General features: G+C 61.7%; 14 protein-coding genes and 1 pseudogene. 6 read left to right on the plus strand and 9 right to left on the minus strand.

The window, feature by feature from the left end; translation table 11 throughout:
* Nucleotides 1-5: 5 nt before the first annotated feature.
* The 4 genes from IHQ72_RS29490 to coxB form a co-directional block, all read right to left on the minus strand.
* Nucleotides 6-173, minus strand: a complete 168-nt coding sequence (locus tag IHQ72_RS29490; protein ID WP_502572794.1) for a cytochrome c oxidase system small membrane protein — start codon at nucleotides 171-173, stop codon at nucleotides 6-8.
* Nucleotides 170-1,114 carry a heme o synthase gene (locus IHQ72_RS29495; protein WP_258119024.1) on the minus strand — a complete coding sequence of 315 codons (945 nt, stop codon included), beginning with the start codon at nucleotides 1,112-1,114 and terminating at the stop codon, nucleotides 170-172. The genes IHQ72_RS29490 and IHQ72_RS29495 overlap by 4 nt, the downstream gene beginning before the upstream one ends.
* 78 nt (nucleotides 1,115-1,192) lie before the next feature.
* Complete coding sequence (gene ctaD, locus IHQ72_RS29500) at nucleotides 1,193-2,842, minus strand: cytochrome c oxidase subunit I (protein ID WP_258119025.1); 1,650 nt, start codon at nucleotides 2,840-2,842, stop codon at nucleotides 1,193-1,195.
* 37 nt (nucleotides 2,843-2,879) lie between these two features.
* A complete protein-coding gene (gene coxB, locus IHQ72_RS29505) occupies nucleotides 2,880-3,782 on the minus strand; it encodes a cytochrome c oxidase subunit II (protein WP_258119027.1) in 903 nt (300 codons plus the stop codon).
* 375 nt (nucleotides 3,783-4,157) lie between these two features.
* Between coxB and IHQ72_RS29510 the strand changes: the two genes are divergently transcribed.
* From IHQ72_RS29510 to IHQ72_RS29525, 4 genes and pseudogenes are all read left to right on the plus strand, one after another.
* On the plus strand, nucleotides 4,158-4,733 hold the full coding sequence (locus IHQ72_RS29510; protein WP_258119029.1) for an invasion associated locus B family protein: 576 nt from the start codon (nucleotides 4,158-4,160) through the stop codon (nucleotides 4,731-4,733).
* Between the two features lie 10 nt (nucleotides 4,734-4,743).
* Complete coding sequence (locus IHQ72_RS29515; RefSeq protein WP_258119030.1) at nucleotides 4,744-5,235, plus strand: GNAT family N-acetyltransferase; 492 nt, start codon at nucleotides 4,744-4,746, stop codon at nucleotides 5,233-5,235.
* Nucleotides 5,236-5,318: 83 nt separating this feature from the next.
* The gene (tldD, locus tag IHQ72_RS29520; RefSeq protein ID WP_258119031.1) at nucleotides 5,319-6,731 is read left to right on the plus strand and encodes a metalloprotease TldD; all 1,413 of its coding nucleotides are present in this window, start codon (nucleotides 5,319-5,321) and stop codon (nucleotides 6,729-6,731) included.
* A 45-nt stretch (nucleotides 6,732-6,776) separates the two neighbouring features.
* Nucleotides 6,777-7,057: pseudogene (locus tag IHQ72_RS29525) on the plus strand (AbrB/MazE/SpoVT family DNA-binding domain-containing protein).
* On the opposite strand, the gene IHQ72_RS29530 reads toward IHQ72_RS29525, so the two are convergent.
* The 4 genes from IHQ72_RS29530 to IHQ72_RS29545 all read right to left on the minus strand — a co-directional run bounded on the left by IHQ72_RS29530 (nucleotide 7,046) and on the right by IHQ72_RS29545 (nucleotide 10,034).
* A complete protein-coding gene (locus IHQ72_RS29530) occupies nucleotides 7,046-7,552 on the minus strand; it encodes an RES family NAD+ phosphorylase (protein WP_258119032.1) in 507 nt (168 codons plus the stop codon). The pseudogene IHQ72_RS29525 and the gene IHQ72_RS29530 sit on opposite strands and share 12 nt — an antisense overlap.
* Nucleotides 7,545-7,916, minus strand: a complete 372-nt coding sequence (locus tag IHQ72_RS29535) for an antitoxin Xre/MbcA/ParS toxin-binding domain-containing protein (RefSeq protein ID WP_095492412.1) — start codon at nucleotides 7,914-7,916, stop codon at nucleotides 7,545-7,547. Before IHQ72_RS29535 ends, IHQ72_RS29530 begins: the two co-directional genes overlap by 8 nt.
* An 85-nt stretch (nucleotides 7,917-8,001) precedes the next feature.
* Nucleotides 8,002-9,243, minus strand: coding sequence for a class I SAM-dependent RNA methyltransferase (locus IHQ72_RS29540; protein ID WP_258119034.1), 1,242 nt, complete (start codon nucleotides 9,241-9,243; stop codon nucleotides 8,002-8,004).
* Nucleotides 9,240-10,034 carry a TlyA family RNA methyltransferase gene (locus tag IHQ72_RS29545; protein WP_192360687.1) on the minus strand — a complete coding sequence of 265 codons (795 nt, stop codon included), beginning with the start codon at nucleotides 10,032-10,034 and terminating at the stop codon, nucleotides 9,240-9,242. The genes IHQ72_RS29540 and IHQ72_RS29545 overlap by 4 nt, the downstream gene beginning before the upstream one ends.
* A gap of 174 nt (nucleotides 10,035-10,208) precedes the next feature.
* On the opposite strand from IHQ72_RS29545, the gene IHQ72_RS29550 reads away from it, so the two are divergent.
* Together IHQ72_RS29550 and IHQ72_RS29555 are read left to right on the plus strand one after the other, a co-directional pair.
* Nucleotides 10,209-10,610, plus strand: coding sequence for a GFA family protein (locus IHQ72_RS29550; RefSeq protein WP_258119036.1), 402 nt, complete (start codon nucleotides 10,209-10,211; stop codon nucleotides 10,608-10,610).
* A gap of 268 nt (nucleotides 10,611-10,878) precedes the next feature.
* The gene (locus tag IHQ72_RS29555; protein ID WP_258119038.1) at nucleotides 10,879-13,068 is read left to right on the plus strand and encodes an adenylate/guanylate cyclase domain-containing protein; all 2,190 of its coding nucleotides are present in this window, start codon (nucleotides 10,879-10,881) and stop codon (nucleotides 13,066-13,068) included.
* A gap of 137 nt (nucleotides 13,069-13,205) precedes the next feature.
* Here IHQ72_RS29555 and IHQ72_RS29560 read toward each other — a convergent pair whose 3' ends face one another.
* Nucleotides 13,206-14,804 carry an ABC transporter substrate-binding protein gene (locus tag IHQ72_RS29560; protein ID WP_258119039.1) on the minus strand — a complete coding sequence of 533 codons (1,599 nt, stop codon included), beginning with the start codon at nucleotides 14,802-14,804 and terminating at the stop codon, nucleotides 13,206-13,208.
* Between the last annotated feature and the right edge of the window lie 265 nt (nucleotides 14,805-15,069).

Here is a 15,069-nt window from a genome sequence, read left to right on the forward strand (position 1 = left end):
GAGCCTCACATCGTTCCGGTGAGGTTGTGACCGAACTTTACGACGGTCGCGATATAGAAGATGACGACAAGCACCGCCAGCGCTAGGCCGATGGCTACCGAGCGGTTGCGCTGGGCCTTCTGCTGGCGCTCCGTCAGCGTGACGAGTTCAAGCTTTTTGTCGGCCATGGTCATGCTCCACCCATGGCTAGCACGCGCCCGACAACGCAATCGGCAAGGTAGACGGCGAAAATGGCAAAGAGGTAAAGCAGCGAGTAGCCGAACAATGCCTTGGCCGGCTTCATCACATGGTCGTCGTCCGCCATCTGCAGCACCTTCCACGCGTACCAGACGAAGCCGGCGCCAAGCAGCACCGCAAAGACGCCATAGGCGGGGGTGGTGAAACCGAGCGTCCATGGCAGCACGCCAACCGGTGCAAGGATCAGCGCGTAGGCAAAGATCTGGCGTCGGGTCGAAGCCTGGCCGGCGACATTCGGCATCATCGGGATGCCGGCCCTGGCATAGTCCTCGGACTTGAAAAGGGCGAGCGCCCAGAAATGCGGCGGCGTCCACAGGAAGATGATCAGGAACAGGACGACGCTTTCCAGGCTGACGGTTCCGGTCACCGCGGCCCAGCCGATCACCGGCGGAATGGCGCCGGCAGCACCGCCGATGACAATGTTCTGCGGCGTCCAGCGCTTCAGCCACATCGTGTAGACGACCGCATAGAAGAAGATGGTGAAGGCCAGCAGCGTCGCCGACAGCCAGTTGACCAGCACGCCGAGCGTCATCACCGACAGCACCGACAGCACCAGGCCGAAACTCAGCGCCTCGCCGGGCCGGATGCGGCCGGCCGGCACCGGACGGCCGGCGGTCCTGGTCATCACTGCATCGATATCGGCGTCATACCACATGTTGAGCGCGCCGGATGCGCCAGCACCAATGGCAATAGCCAGGATAGCGATCACCGCCAGAAGCGGATTGATGGTCACAGGTGCCGCGACCAGGCCGACAAAGGCGGTGAACACCACCAGCGACATGACGCGCGGCTTCAACAGGGCGAAGAAATCGCCCGCCGTCGCTTCCGACATGCGAAAGCCCGGTTCGTCAGTCAATGTGTCGTCGACAAGGGCCATGCGTACTTAAAGTCCATCATTCCGTTGGCCAAAACCGCCGGGGCGGACCGGCGGTTCCGTATTCGCCCAGGCAGCCGCCTACTTGATCTTCGGCAGCTGTTCCCACTGGTGGAAGGGCGGCGGCGAAGGCAACAGCCATTCGAGCGTCGTCGCACCCTCGCCCCATGGATTGGCGCCAGCCACCCGCTTCTTCTGGAAGGCCTCGAACACGCCATAGAGGAAGATGACCACGCCGACGGCCGAAATATACGAGCCGTAGGACGACACCATGTTCCAGCCGGCAAACGCATCCGGATAGTCGATGTAGCGGCGCGGCATGCCGGAGAGGCCGAGGAAATGCTGCGGGAAGAAGACGAGGTTGACGCCGACGAAGGTGACCCAGAAGTGGGTGTTGGCGATGACAGGCGAGTACATGTAGCCGGTCATCTTCGGGAACCAGTAGTACCAGCCGGCGAAGATGGCAAAGACCGCGCCCAGCGACAGCACATAGTGGAAATGCGCGACCACGTAGTAGGTGTCGTGCAGCGGGCGGTCGAGACCGGCATTGGCAAGCTGGACGCCGGTGACGCCGCCGACGGTGAACAGGAAGATGAAGCCAATCGCCCACAGCATCGGGGTCTTGAGCGAAATCGACCCGCCCCACATGGTGGCGATCCACGAGAATATCTTCACGCCCGTCGGTACCGCGATAACCATGGTGGCGAAGACGAAATAGCGCTGCGTGTCGAGCGACAGGCCGGTCGTGTACATGTGGTGCGCCCAGACGATGAAGCCGACCGCACCGATTGCGACCATGGCATAGGCCATGCCGAGATAGCCGAAGATGGGCTTCTTAGAGAAGGTCGAGACAATGTGGCTGACGATGCCGAAGCCCGGCAGGATCAGGATGTAGACTTCCGGGTGCCCGAAGAACCAGAACAGGTGCTGGAACAGGATCGGGTCGCCGCCGCCATCCGGCGCGAAGAAGGTGGTACCGAAGTTGCGATCGGTCAAAAGCATGGTGATGCCGCCGGCCAGAACCGGAAGCGACAACAGCAGCAGGAAAGCGGTGATCAGCACCGACCAGGCGAACAGCGGCATCTTGTGCAGCGTCATGCCGGGCGCGCGCATGTTGAAGATGGTGGTGATGAAATTGATGGCGCCGAGGATCGATGAGGCGCCGGCGATGTGCAGCGACAGGATCGCAAGATCCATCGCCGGTCCCGGCTGGCCCGATGTCGATAGCGGCGGATAGATCGTCCAGCCGCCGCCGACGCCGTAGGCGCCAGGCGCGCTCGGCATGAAGGCCGAGATGATCAGCAGGATGAAAGCCGGTGGCAGCAACCAGAACGAGACGTTGTTCATGCGCGGGAAAGCCATGTCGGGCGCACCGATCATGATCGGCACCATCCAGTTGGCGAAGCCGCCGATCAGCGCCGGCATGACCATGAAGAAGATCATGATCAGCGCATGGGCGGTGGTGAAGGCGTTGTACATGCTCTTGCCGCCGTCGAGCGCGGCGTCGGCGTTCAAGCCGTAGACCATCTGCGCCAGGCCGGTGAAAATCTGGATCCCCGGCTCCTGCAGTTCCATGCGCATGACGACCGAAAGGGCACCGCCCACGCAGCCCGCCATGATCGCGAAGATCAGATAGAGCGTACCGATATCCTTGTGGTTGGTCGAATACACCCACCGGACCCAGCCATGATACGGCTTGTGGTCGTGGTCGTGAGCTGCAGCGTCTGCCATGTTCGGCTCCGTTCCCTGATCTTTTCTGGTCGCGGCATCAGTTGCCGGCGGCCGCTACCTTGTCTTTGCCGTCGACCTCGGCCATCAGCGCCTTGTTGGCGCCGGGAAGGTCGGTGCCGGCTGCCGCCAGCCAGGTCTTGTACTGGGCGTCGGAAACGACGCGGATCGCGATCGGCATGAAGGCGTGGTCCTTGCCGCAGAGCTCCGAACACTGGCCGTAATAGAGGCCTTCCTTTTCCGCCTTGAACCAGACCTCGTTGATGCGGCCCGGAACCGCGTCGGTCTTGATGCCGAAGGACGGCATGGCAAAGGCGTGGATCACGTCCGCCGCCGTCACCAGCACCCGGGTCATGGTGTTGACCGGCACCACCATCTCGTTGTCGACGGCGAGCAGGCGCGGATAAGCGCCGCGGTCCTCCTTACCGGCCGCCGCGCGGTCAGAATCCGCCAGGATCGCGGAATTGAAGGAAAGCGTGTTTTCGGTCTGGTATTCGTAGTCCCAGTTCCACTGGTTTCCCGTCGCCTTGACGGTCAACTTGGCTTCCTCCGGCGGTGTGTATTGCGCGGTCAAAAGCTGGAACGAGGGGATGGCGAGCATGAGCAGGACGACGACCGGCCCAACCGTCCAGATCACCTCGATCAGCGTGTTGTGGCTAGTGCGCGACGGGATCGGGTTGACGCTCGCGCGGAACTTCAAGATGCAATAGGCGAGAAGAAAGAGCACGAAGAGCGTGATCGGCACGATGAACCACAGCGTATAGTGCTCGAACCGGGCGATCTGCCGCATCATGTCGGTGGCGGCGGGCTGGAATGTCACCTCCCACGGGGCAGGCTGGGCCGCATGGGCGGATGCACCGGTGAACAGTGTGGCGGCAGCCCAAACGCTTGCTAGGAGTTTGGCGCTTGCTAGGAGTTTGGCGCCTGCCAGGAAATTTCTCATTGCCGTCATTATCTCCCAGTTTCTCGCGATCGGACCGCAAGAATATCGAACAACGCCGGGACGGGAATCCCGGACAGTCCCGAGGCTGGTTCAAACCATACTCTATTTGCCTCTGCAAGAAAGGAGCGGAGGAAACCGTGCGGCATTTTTGCGCGCAAGCGCGGCTGCGCATTTTGGCAGCGGCCGCGGCGGTGGCGGATCGCGGAAGCCCGAGCGGCGGAGTGCCTTGGCAAAATGCGCCGGGCGGTCGCAATTCGGGCGAATTTGGCACGGAAAAGCGCACAAATTGCCTTGGTCGAGGCAGGCCGGCAGTGGTCTCATCCTTTACTTGCCCTTGGCGCGGCTTAAAGTGCCGTGATTCGCAATGGAGCCGTCATGAACTCTTGGCTTTGGGGACTTGGGCTTTCGAGACTTGGGCTTTCGAGAAGCTTGGCGAAGGTCATCCTTCTTGCTGCCGTGTCTGGCGTTGGCCTGTCTGGCGTTGGCCTGTCTGGCATCGGCCAGGCCAATGCCGCGCAGCCAAGCGGTAAGGTGCGATCGACGCATGGCGCATGGTCGATCATCTGCGACACGCCGGCTGGCGCCACATCAGAACAATGCGTGATGATGCAGAACGTCGTCGCCGAGGACCGTCCCGAGATGGGGCTTTCCGTCGTCGTGCTGCGCACCGCCGACAACAAGGCCGAAATCCTGCGCGTGCTGGCGCCGCTCGGTGTGCTGCTGCCCAACGGACTCGGCCTCAATGTCGACGGCAAGGACATCGGCCGCGCCTATTTCGTGCGCTGCTTCCAGGACGGCTGCTATGCCGAGGTCATTCTCGAAAAGCCGCTGCTCGACACGCTGAAGACCGGAACGTCGGCCACCTTCATCGTCTTCCAGACGCCGGAGGAAGGCATCGGCATTCCGGTCGAGCTCAAGGGTTTCGCCGACGGTTTCGCCGCCCTGCCTTGAGACTGCACGTTTGACTTTAAAACTGCTCGATCCTGACGACTTCGAGACCTTCAAGCGAATTCGCCTGGAGGCTTTGCGCGCTGCGCCCGAGGCCTTCGCCAGCAGCGCGGCGGAATGGGAGAATCTCCCCGACGAGGAATGGCGGCGGCGCCTGACGAACAACCCGGTCGTCGTCAGCTTTCGCGGCGAGGAGCCTGTCGGCATAATGGGCCTGAAGCGGCAGCGGGCCAGCAAGATGGCGCACCGCGCGAGCGTCATCATGGTCTATTTGCGCGACAGCGAGCGAGGCGGCGGATACGCCGTCGGGATGCTCAATCTGCTGCTCGATCACGCCCGAGCATTGGGCATAAGGCAGGTCGAGTTGGCTGTAAGCGCCGAAAATTTAGCGGCCATCCGGTTTTATCAACGAGAAGGTTTTCACGAAATAGGCTGCATACCTGCCGGCTTTCTTCATGAAGGCCGGGAGATCGACGAAATCGTGATGGCACGCCGTTTGACTTAGGATCGCAGCGTTCCATCGTGAAGATTGCCGAACGGCGCCCTGGCGCCTACATGCAGTAAATTGCTTATTGAAGGGCCCGCGCCATGAACAGCCTCATCGGCCAATTCGACATTTCCGACGATCGCATCAAGCAGATTGTCGCCGAGACCATCAACGGCGCCGACGACGGCGAGTTGTTCCTCGAATACAGCGAAAGCGAAGCGCTGATGTTCGACAATGGCCGGCTGAAGACCGCCAATTTCAACACAGACCAAGGCTTTGGCCTGCGCGCCGTCGCCGGGGAAGCGAGTGGCTACGCGCATTCCAGCGATCTTTCCGAAGCATCGCTGCTGCGCGCGGCCGACGCCGTCTCGACGGTCAAGAGCGGCTATTCCGGCACGCTTGCTGCGGCTCCCGCCCGCACCAACCGCCATCTCTATGGCGACGAGAACCCGATCCCCTCGCCCTCCTTCGAGGCCAAGGCCAAACTCCTTCAGGAAATCGATGCGTGGCTGCGAGCCGAGGATCCGCACGTGCGACAGGTGACGGCGTCGCTCGCCGCCTCCTGGCAGCATGTCGAGATCGTGCGCGCCGACGGCCAGATGGTGCGCGACATCCGCCCGCTAGTCAGGATCAACGTGTCGGTGGTGGTCGGCAATGGCGACCGCCAGGAGAGCGGCTCCTACGGCATGGGCGGACGCAAAGGCTTTGGCGAATTCCTGGTCGAGGAGAGCTGGAAGCACGCCGCCAAGGAAGCGCTGCGGCAAGCGCTGGTCAACCTCGAGGCCATCCCGGCCCCGGCCGGCACCTTCGACATCGTGCTGTCCAGCGGCTGGCCGGGCGTCATGCTGCACGAGGCCGTCGGCCACGGGCTGGAAGGCGACTTCAACCGCAAGAAGACATCGGCCTTCGCCGGGCTGATGGGCCAGCAGGTGGCCGCTAAGGGCGTCACCGTCGTCGACGACGGCACCATGGCCGAGCGGCGTGGCTCGCTAACAGTCGATGACGAAGGCACGCCGTCGGCCCGCAACGTGCTGATCGATGACGGCAAGCTTGTCGGCTACATGCAAGACCGCCAGAACGCCCGGCTGATGGGCATGAACGCGACCGGCAACGGACGGCGCGAAGGCTATGCGCACCAGCCGATGCCGCGTATGACCAACACCTACATGACTTCAGGCGACATGGAGCCGGACGAAATCATCGCCTCGGTCAAGAACGGCATCTATGCCGTCTCCTTCGGCGGCGGCCAGGTCGATATCACCTCGGGCAAATTCGTGTTCGGCTGCACGGAGGCCTACATGATCGAGAACGGCAAGGTGACGCAGCCGATCAAGGGCGCCATGCTGATCGGCAATGGGCCGGATGCCATGCATCGGGTTTCGATGATCGGCAACGACATGAAGCTTGATACCGGCATCGGCATGTGCGGCAAGGCCGGCCAGGGCGTGCCGGTCGGCGTCGGCCAGCCGCATCTCAGGATGAACCAGATGACGGTCGGTGGAACGCGGGTTTGATAGAAGCTGCCGGCTGGTTTTGTCTTACATTCAGAGGATGCGCCTATGGCTAACCCGGAAAGGCTCATGACCACTGTCTCGACCAAGGGGCAGGTCACCCTGCCCAGCGCGATCCGCGAGCGGAGGCAATGGGGGGCCGGCACACGCCTTCTGGTCGAGGACACCCCGGAGGCGTGCTGCTAAAGCCTGTGTCGGCGTTTACCGCCACGCGGCCGGAGGACGTGTTCGGGTCCCTGCCGCATAGCGGCAGGCCGAAGACGCTGAAAGAAATGGACGTAGGTGTGCTCGCGGCGGCGCGGCCAGTTCGAACTACGCTAAAGCCATGAAGCCGGCGTTTTCGGCAAGCGATGGTCGGGATCGATGATCTTCAGACGGGGTGCGTTGCTCTCGTTCCATCGCCAGAGGGCGACGCAAGTGCCGCCCGGCGACATGAAGGACGGGTAGATCACACCGTGCTGCCTATCGGCAATCAGGCGATCTCTCAGCGTGTGCGTGTCAGGCACCAGGCCTTGATCCATGATGTCGCGCCATTCACATCGGTGAATGTCTGCCGTGACGCCGAACTTGGTCAGCACGTCAGCGTCCGTCAGGTCGGCCAGCCGCGCGCCTGAAAGTTCGAGCTGCGCAATCAGCGCCGGATGCTGGACAAAGCCCTGATTGTACTCCGCCCAAGCAGTGGACAATTCCCGCGCGGCATAGATCGCCGGGGTGCCCACCGGATTCCAGCGACCGCCAAAGCGGGCCGCTCCTTCGCCGGAAAGCGGCAGATGCGCCCAACGCGGCACGAAGGCACGCCATAGGCTCAGTCTGCTTTCAGGCATAGATGCCGGAGCGGACTGCCTCCAGATAGGCAAGCACCTTGTCCGTTTTGCCCTCTCGAACGAGATCGTAGGCGGTCTTTCCCGCCCAGCCGGGGATTGGCTGATGCTTGAACCAGATCGCCGCACGCTGTTCATCGCCGGCCATCTCGCCTGCCATCGCCAGGATACGGACAATCGGGCTCAATGCGGCGTCGACCTTGCGCGCGCCGGTCTTGGCGGCAAGCGTGTTGCGCGCGACGCCGATCAGGCCCGCCAGTTCGGTCAGATTGACGCCCAGCAGTTCAGCCACCCGTCTTGCCGAAAGAAATGGCGTCCGTTCCTCGCCAAAGCGCGATGCTCGAATGTCGAGGGCTGCGGTATTCATAACAGGTTCCTAGCACATTTTGAACAGAATACGATCAAAGTATGCTCATTTTACGCGAAATTCAAGCTCAACAAATGGATACCTCTTACCGCCTTCTCCTCGGCTTCTCCAATAGCGCGACGGCCTCGACATGCGGCGACCACAGGAACTGGTCGATCGGCGTTACGCTTTTCAGGGCGTAGCCGCCGTCGATCAGGATGCGCAGGTCCCGCGCCAGCGTCACCGGATTGCAGGAAACCGCGGCGACCAGCGGCACGTCGGAACGGGCAATCTGCTTCGACTGGTCCTCGGCGCCGGCGCGGGGCGGATCGAACACAATGCCATCGAAGGCATTCAACTCCTTGAATGTGAGCGGCCGCCGAAACAGGTCGCGGCGTTCGCTGGTCACGCGCTTCAGACCGCTGGCGAAACGAAACGCCCGGTCGAGCGCCGAAAGCGCTGCCGCGTCACCCTCCACCGCATGGACTTCCGAGTTGGCGGCGAGGCGTAGCGCAAAGCTGCCGCAGCCGGCGAAGAGATCGGCGACTTTTTTGGCGCGCGCGAGGTGCCGGCCCACGATGTCGGCCATCGTCTGCTCGGCGGCTTCGGTGGCCTGCAGGAAGGCGCCCGGCGGCACCGCGACGGCGATGTCGCCGAACATGACAACCGGCTTCTTTGGCTCGATGATGATCTCACCATCGATCGAAAGCCTGGCCAGCCCCTGAGCAATAACGAAGTTGGAGGCGACGCGGCGCTGGTTCTCACCAAGCTTGCCGGACTCGTGAACCGCGACATCGAGGCCGGAACCCGTCGCCGTGACCGTCATGCGGAACGATTTCGTCGTTGCGCAAACCAATTCGGCGAGTGCTGTCAGACGGTCGAGCTTTGCGACGATCTCGGGCAGCGAGATCGGGCATTCCTCGATGGAAATGATTTCGGACGACAGCGCGCGAACGAAGCCGAGCAGCATGCCGGCCTCGCCCCGTCGGGCGGTGAACACGACGCGCCGACGCGTCTGCGGCGCGCATGGCACCAGCGCGTCAATGTCGCAAGTGATACCCTTGCTGTTGAGCGCATGCGCAACCTTGTCGCGCTTCCACCGATGATAAGCTTCGGCCTCAAGATGCTGGATGGCGCAGCCGCCGCATTCGGTGAAATGCCGACAGGCAGGGTCGATGCGAAGCCGCGAAGCATCAAGCACCGACATCAGCGTGGCACGGTCCTTTTCGCGCGCGGCGGTGACGGTTTCACCGGGCAGCGTGAACGGAATGAAAAGCTCGCCGGTTTCGGTCTCGGCGACGCCGTCGGCCTGGGAGCCCAGCCTTGTGATCGTGAAGCGCGCGTTCATCGGCCTCCGATCCCCCTGTTCTCGACTCCGGCGTCTTTGATCCCGGCGAGCAGGAACTCGCGGTTGCCGTCGCCGCCTTCGATCGGTGACAGATGCAGTCCCAGCGAGCGCCAGCCCGGGACGCCGTCGAGCCAATCCTGCAGCAGGCCGGCAACCCGCGCGGCATCGTATGGGTCTTTCAGCAAGCCGCCCTTGCCGATCGCCTCGCGGCCCGCCTCGAATTGCGGCTTGACCAGAAATATTGCTCTGGCGCCGCTCCTGGCAATGGCGAGCGCCGGCGGCAGCGCCAGTTTCAACGAGATGAAGCTGACATCGGAGACGATAAAATCCGGAATGCGATCGGCAAGATCGGCGGCGGAAAGATCACGAGCGTTCAATCCCTCGATCACCGTCACACGCGGATCGCCAGCGATATCCGGATGTATCTGGCCATGCCCGACATCGATCGCCGTGACATGTGCCGCGCCGCGTTCGAGCAGCACTTGAGTGAAGCCTCCGGTCGAGGCGCCGACGTCGAGCGCTTCGCTGCCGGCTGGATCGAGACCGAAATGATCGAGCCCGGCGATCAGCTTCAGCGCAGCACGCGACACGTAACCCTGCGCCGGATCATCGACGGCTATGAGGCAATCAGCCAGGACGGTCTGGCCGGGCTTGCGGGCGATGACGCCGTCAACCGTCACAGTACCGCGCTCGATCGCGTCGCGGGCGCGAGAGCGGCTGGGGAACAGGCCGCGCGCGACGAGAAGTTCGTCGAGCCGCTGGCGTGTGCTGGCTGGCAAAGGGGAGTTCATCGGCCTTCATGGCGAAAGCCCGTCACGAAGGCAAGGATATTGGGGAAGACAACGAACATCTTGCGAAAGCGGCGAGCGCATCAGGCTGCGCCACAATCTGTTGAATATCGCACCAGGTCCGGCACAATGTTGGGAACGTATGCTCGTGTTGCTGCCAGAACGTGAGGAGGACGGATGCTGACCGGAACCTGCCATTGTGGCGCGGTCCACTGGACGTTGGAGGGCGACCCCGGCTCGATCACTGCCTGCAATTGCACGCTTTGCCGCCGCTATGGCGCGCTGTGGGCTTACGATTATGTTGACGAACGCATCCGTCTTGCGGGACCGACAAGTGCTTATACGCGCTCCGGAAAGGATGACCCGTCGCTCGAGTTTCTGTTCTGTCCGACATGCGCCTGTGTGCTGGCCTGGCGTGGTTTGCGCGCCAGTGCCGCCGGTCGCACTCGGATCGCCGTCAATGTGAGGCTTGCGCCGCCAGACACCGTCGCCGACCTCCCAATCGACCATTTCGATGGTCTCCATACGTTCGAGGACCTGCCGCGCGATGGTCGCTGCGTGCGCGATATGTGGTTCTAGTGGAAAAATCTGACACTCAGTACCAGTGCGGAAGGGCGGAAGATGACCCCTTCGCGGAGGTTCGTTCGCGACCGGCCGAATTCACGCCTATGACCCAAACGCGACCTTCATCAGCCCATTTCGCTGCCCGATGGCCGACGCTCACCCCAACCAGCGTTCCTGACCCAAAGCCGACCAGAGCAGGACTAGGCTCCAAAGCGATACTCTATTATCATGGAAACAGTTGCCCAATTATCATGGAAACAGTTGCCCAGCGCCGGAAACCTCCATGGAGCGCAGGCTTGCGGCGATACTTGCCGCTGACATCGTTGGCTACAGCCGCCTTATGGAAGCCGATGAGGCGGATACCCTCGCGCGCCTGAAGAGCACCCGCGAGAACCTGATCGATCCGAAGATCGCCGCTCATAAGGGGCGCATCGTGAAGCTCATGGGCGACGGCGCGCTGATAGAATTCTCCAGCGTGGTCGACGCGGTCGGTTGCGCCGTCGAAATCCAGCGGACGATGGCGGAGTGCAACGCCGAACTGCCGAAGGAAAAACAACTCGAATTCCGCATTGGCGTAAACCTTGGCGATGTGATTGTCGAAGGGCAGGATATCTATGGCGACGGCGTGAACGTCGCGGCGAGACTGGAAGGATTGGCCGAACCCGGGGGCGTCCTTATTTCAGGAACGGCATTCGATCAGGTCGAGAGAAAGCTGGATTTTGAGTTCGAATTCTTGGGTGAACAAAAGCTCAAGAACATCGAAAAACCTATTCGTCTGTATCGGGTAGGCCCGCGGGCACACGCCGCATCCGGAACAGTTCCAACAAAACGCAAGCGCTATATCGAATGGCGCCGGCCGGCGGTCGCGGCGACGGCGCTGATCCTGATCGCCGGAGGTGTAGCACTTTGGAAGGTCGTCGGGGACGGTTCAGGACCGCCGGTCGAGGTGGCCTCCAGGGAAAGAATGGCGCTCCCGCTACCTGACAAGCCATCGATCGCTATCTTGCCATTCACCAACATCTCGAGCGACGCCGGCCAGCAGCACTTCGCCGACGGCATGACCGATGACTTGATCACCGACCTTTCCAAGGTTTCTGGCCTCTTCGTGATCGCGCGAAACTCGACATTCGTTTACCGCGGCAAGCCGGTAAAAATCAGCCAGGTCGCCGAAGAACTTGGCGTGCGTTACGTTCTCGAGGGGAGCGTACGGCGAGCCGGCGGGCAGGTGCGAGTCAACGCGCAGCTCATCGATGCCCTCACCGGCGGGCATGTGTGGGCGGACAGGTTCGATGGAAACGTCGCCGATATTTTTGCGGTCCAGGACGTTTTTGTCGCAAAGATCGTCGAAGCGTTGAAGGTCAATCTCACCACCACCGAAAAAACGGAAATTGCCCGCGCCAAGCCGGACAACATTGCAGCCAAGGAAGCTTTCGAAAAGGGTTGGAGCCTTTATCTCCGTTACAACGCAAAGGACACAGCTGCCGCCATCACTTCCTTGAAAAAAGCAACCGAACTTGATCCCGAGTATGGGCGAGCTTATGCCGCCCTGGCGCTGGCCTACTTCCGCGTCGTTGACTCACTCTGGGGTAAAGAACTCGGTAGGGACGAACCATATTTCTGGTGGGGAGCTCACGATTACGTAGAGCTGGCCAAGAAATATCCAACGTCACTGTCTTATACGGTCGAGGCATTGCGGGACGTTTATCAAGGTCTGGCCGAAGATGCACGCAGGAATGCCGGTCGAGCGGTTGCATTGGATCCCAACGACCCCGAAGCACACATCGCAACGGCTTGGGCGCTGACGATCTCAGGCGAACCTGCCGAGGCGCTGAATTTCGTCGCGACCGCCATGCGGCTCAACCCGACCTATCCAAGCCACTACGTTCTCGCTCGTGGATTGGCGCTTTTTGCAATGGGCGATCTGAAACAAGCGGCTGAGGTGTTCGGAGAAGGCGTCAGGCGAAACCCAGACGCAACTGCGCTCTTTCTACCACTCAGTTCCGTGCTGGCGCAGCTCGGGCGCCGGGAAGAAGCCAGGCAAATGCTCCTGAAGTTCCGACCGGGTGCAGACCAGAAAGGGCTCGAAAATCTTCCCGACACCTATATCTTCTCGTTCCAATGGGATTATGAACACGCAGGCGTGCGGGAGCGCCTGTATGATGGTCTCCGTATCGCTGCGCTGCCGCTGGCCATCACCGTTACGAGCCTGGAAGCAGAGCTTGAGACCGGCAATCCCTTTTCCCAGCAATATGCGGCAAAGCGACTGGGCTGGTTTGGACCAGCGGCAGCACAAGCCGTTCCGGCTCTGGTTGAAGCGCTTAAGGTTGAATATCTCCGCCGGGATGCCATCGAGGCGCTGGGAAAGATCGGGCCTCCGGCACGAGCTGCGATACCTGCGCTCGTGGCACTCCAGAATGAAGCTCTAATTGGCATTCACGCAAAGGACGCGCTGTCCAAAATCAGAGGCAATTGATCGACCCTGGACGCGCGCCAGGGACTTCCGCTTGTGGGCAACTCGGACCTGCTGCGATGTCCGCTCCGGAGCTGCTGCTGGGGGCAAGGAGACATTAGACGCGTCCAGTCCGCCATCCCAGTTTATGAGTAGTCGGCCTAGGCGAACCACCAGCGTTCGGCGATCTTAAGCCCGTCCATCGGCCAGTTCGACGCCACCTCCCCATGGGCGAGAGCCTTGGTGTGGGCATCGACATAGGAGTTGAAGACGACATTAATGAGCCCGCCGTCGTCATGCAGCAATTGCTGCATTTCGGCATACATGCCGGCACGCTTGGTATCGTCGGTCTCCGAGCGGGCGGCGACGAGCAGCTCATTAAAGCGCGGATTTTTCCACAACGTTTCGTTCCACACCGCTTCCGCCGCATAGGCGGTGGTGAACATCCAGTCGCACGTCGGCCGGCCGGCCCAGTAAGAGGCGTAGAACGGCTTCTTGAGCCAGACATTGTCCCAGTAGCCTTCATTGGGCTTCCTGATCACATTCAGGTTGAGCCCGGCCGCCCGGGCATGCTCCTGCCACAGGAGAGCCGAGTCGGTCGCACCCGTGAACCCGGCATCCGCGACCGACAGGTCGAACTGGGTGTTCTCGGCCCCCGCCTTCTTGAGAAGGCTCTTGACCATGTCGGGGTCGTAGACGTGCTTCGGCTGCGGATCGATCGCGAACTTGACGGTCGGTGCGATCGGATTGTCGTTGCCGACGGCGCCGTGGCCGAGAAACACCTTCCGCACGATCTCGTCGCGATTGAGCGAGTACTTGATCGCATTGCGCACATCGGGATTGTCGAAGGGCGCCTTCTGGACGTTCATGACATAGACGTAGTGGCCGTAGCCCGTCGTCTCCGAGATCACGAGATCGGGGTTCTGCCTCAGAATGTCGAGCGTCTTCAGATCGCAGCGATCCATGTAGTGGACCTCGCCGGTGTTGAGCGCGTTGGTGCGCGCCGTTACATCATTGATCGCCAGGCATTCGACACGGTCGAACCAGCCCTTGTCGGATTTGAAGTAGTTCGGGTTCTTGTTGAAGGTTGCGATGACGCCGGGCTCGAATTTCTCGAGCATATAGGGGCCGGTGCGGATGCCCGACTCCCAGTCGACGCCGCCCTCTTTCGCCGGCATTACCGGGATGTCCGACATGATGTAGGGGAAGTCGGCATTGCCGCCGTCGAGTTCGAACACCACCGTCTCGGCACCGTCGGCGACGACGTTCTTGACCGAAGCCAAGAGCGATTTCAACACCGATCTCGTGCCCTCGATGGTGTGATGCCTGACCGAGGCCACGACATCGTCGGCGGTGACCGTCTTGCCATTGTGAAAGGTGGCTCCTTTCCTCAGTTTGAACACCCACTTCTTGGCGCCGTCTGACGGCTCAAAGCTCTCGGCGAGGTCGGGGACCACATTGCCCTTGGAATCGATCTCGGTCAGGCTGTTCGACAAGGTTCCGAATAGCGCGGTGCCGGTGAACGGGTTGACGTTGGTACTACCCGGGTCCAGTGTATCGGTGGCGGCGGCGTCGCCGATGCCGATCTTCAAGGTGCCGCCCTTCTTGGGCTCGGCGCGCACCGTCTGGACGAACATCGCATTGGCGGCCGTGGCGGTAAGGCCGGCGGCGAGGGCCAGCTGAACAAAGTCGCGACGCGAAACCCTGCCTTTCGCGGCAAGCTTGGCGACCGACTGCAGCTTCGTTTCAAATTCCGTCACAGATGCTCTCTCCCTCGAACGGAAGATCATGCGAGACCCTCGGCGGCCCGAGAGACTTTAGGACGATAGCACAACAGGCATTCCCGAGCTAACGAGGACCTCCGGCAGCGCACGGTCGGACTCGTGTCCTCTCGCTTGCTCCCGCGCGGACTTGGGCCTCGCCCGGGGCGGATGGATCGGTCGATATCCAGTTCGTTGGCTGCGACGGAAAGATTGCCAACTGTATTTCGATTACACCAGGCTGGAGTCACTGGGTCCGCCTCTA

Source organism: Mesorhizobium onobrychidis, assembly GCF_024707545.1.
In the GTDB taxonomy this organism is placed as follows: Bacteria; Pseudomonadota; Alphaproteobacteria; order Rhizobiales; family Rhizobiaceae; genus Mesorhizobium; species Mesorhizobium onobrychidis.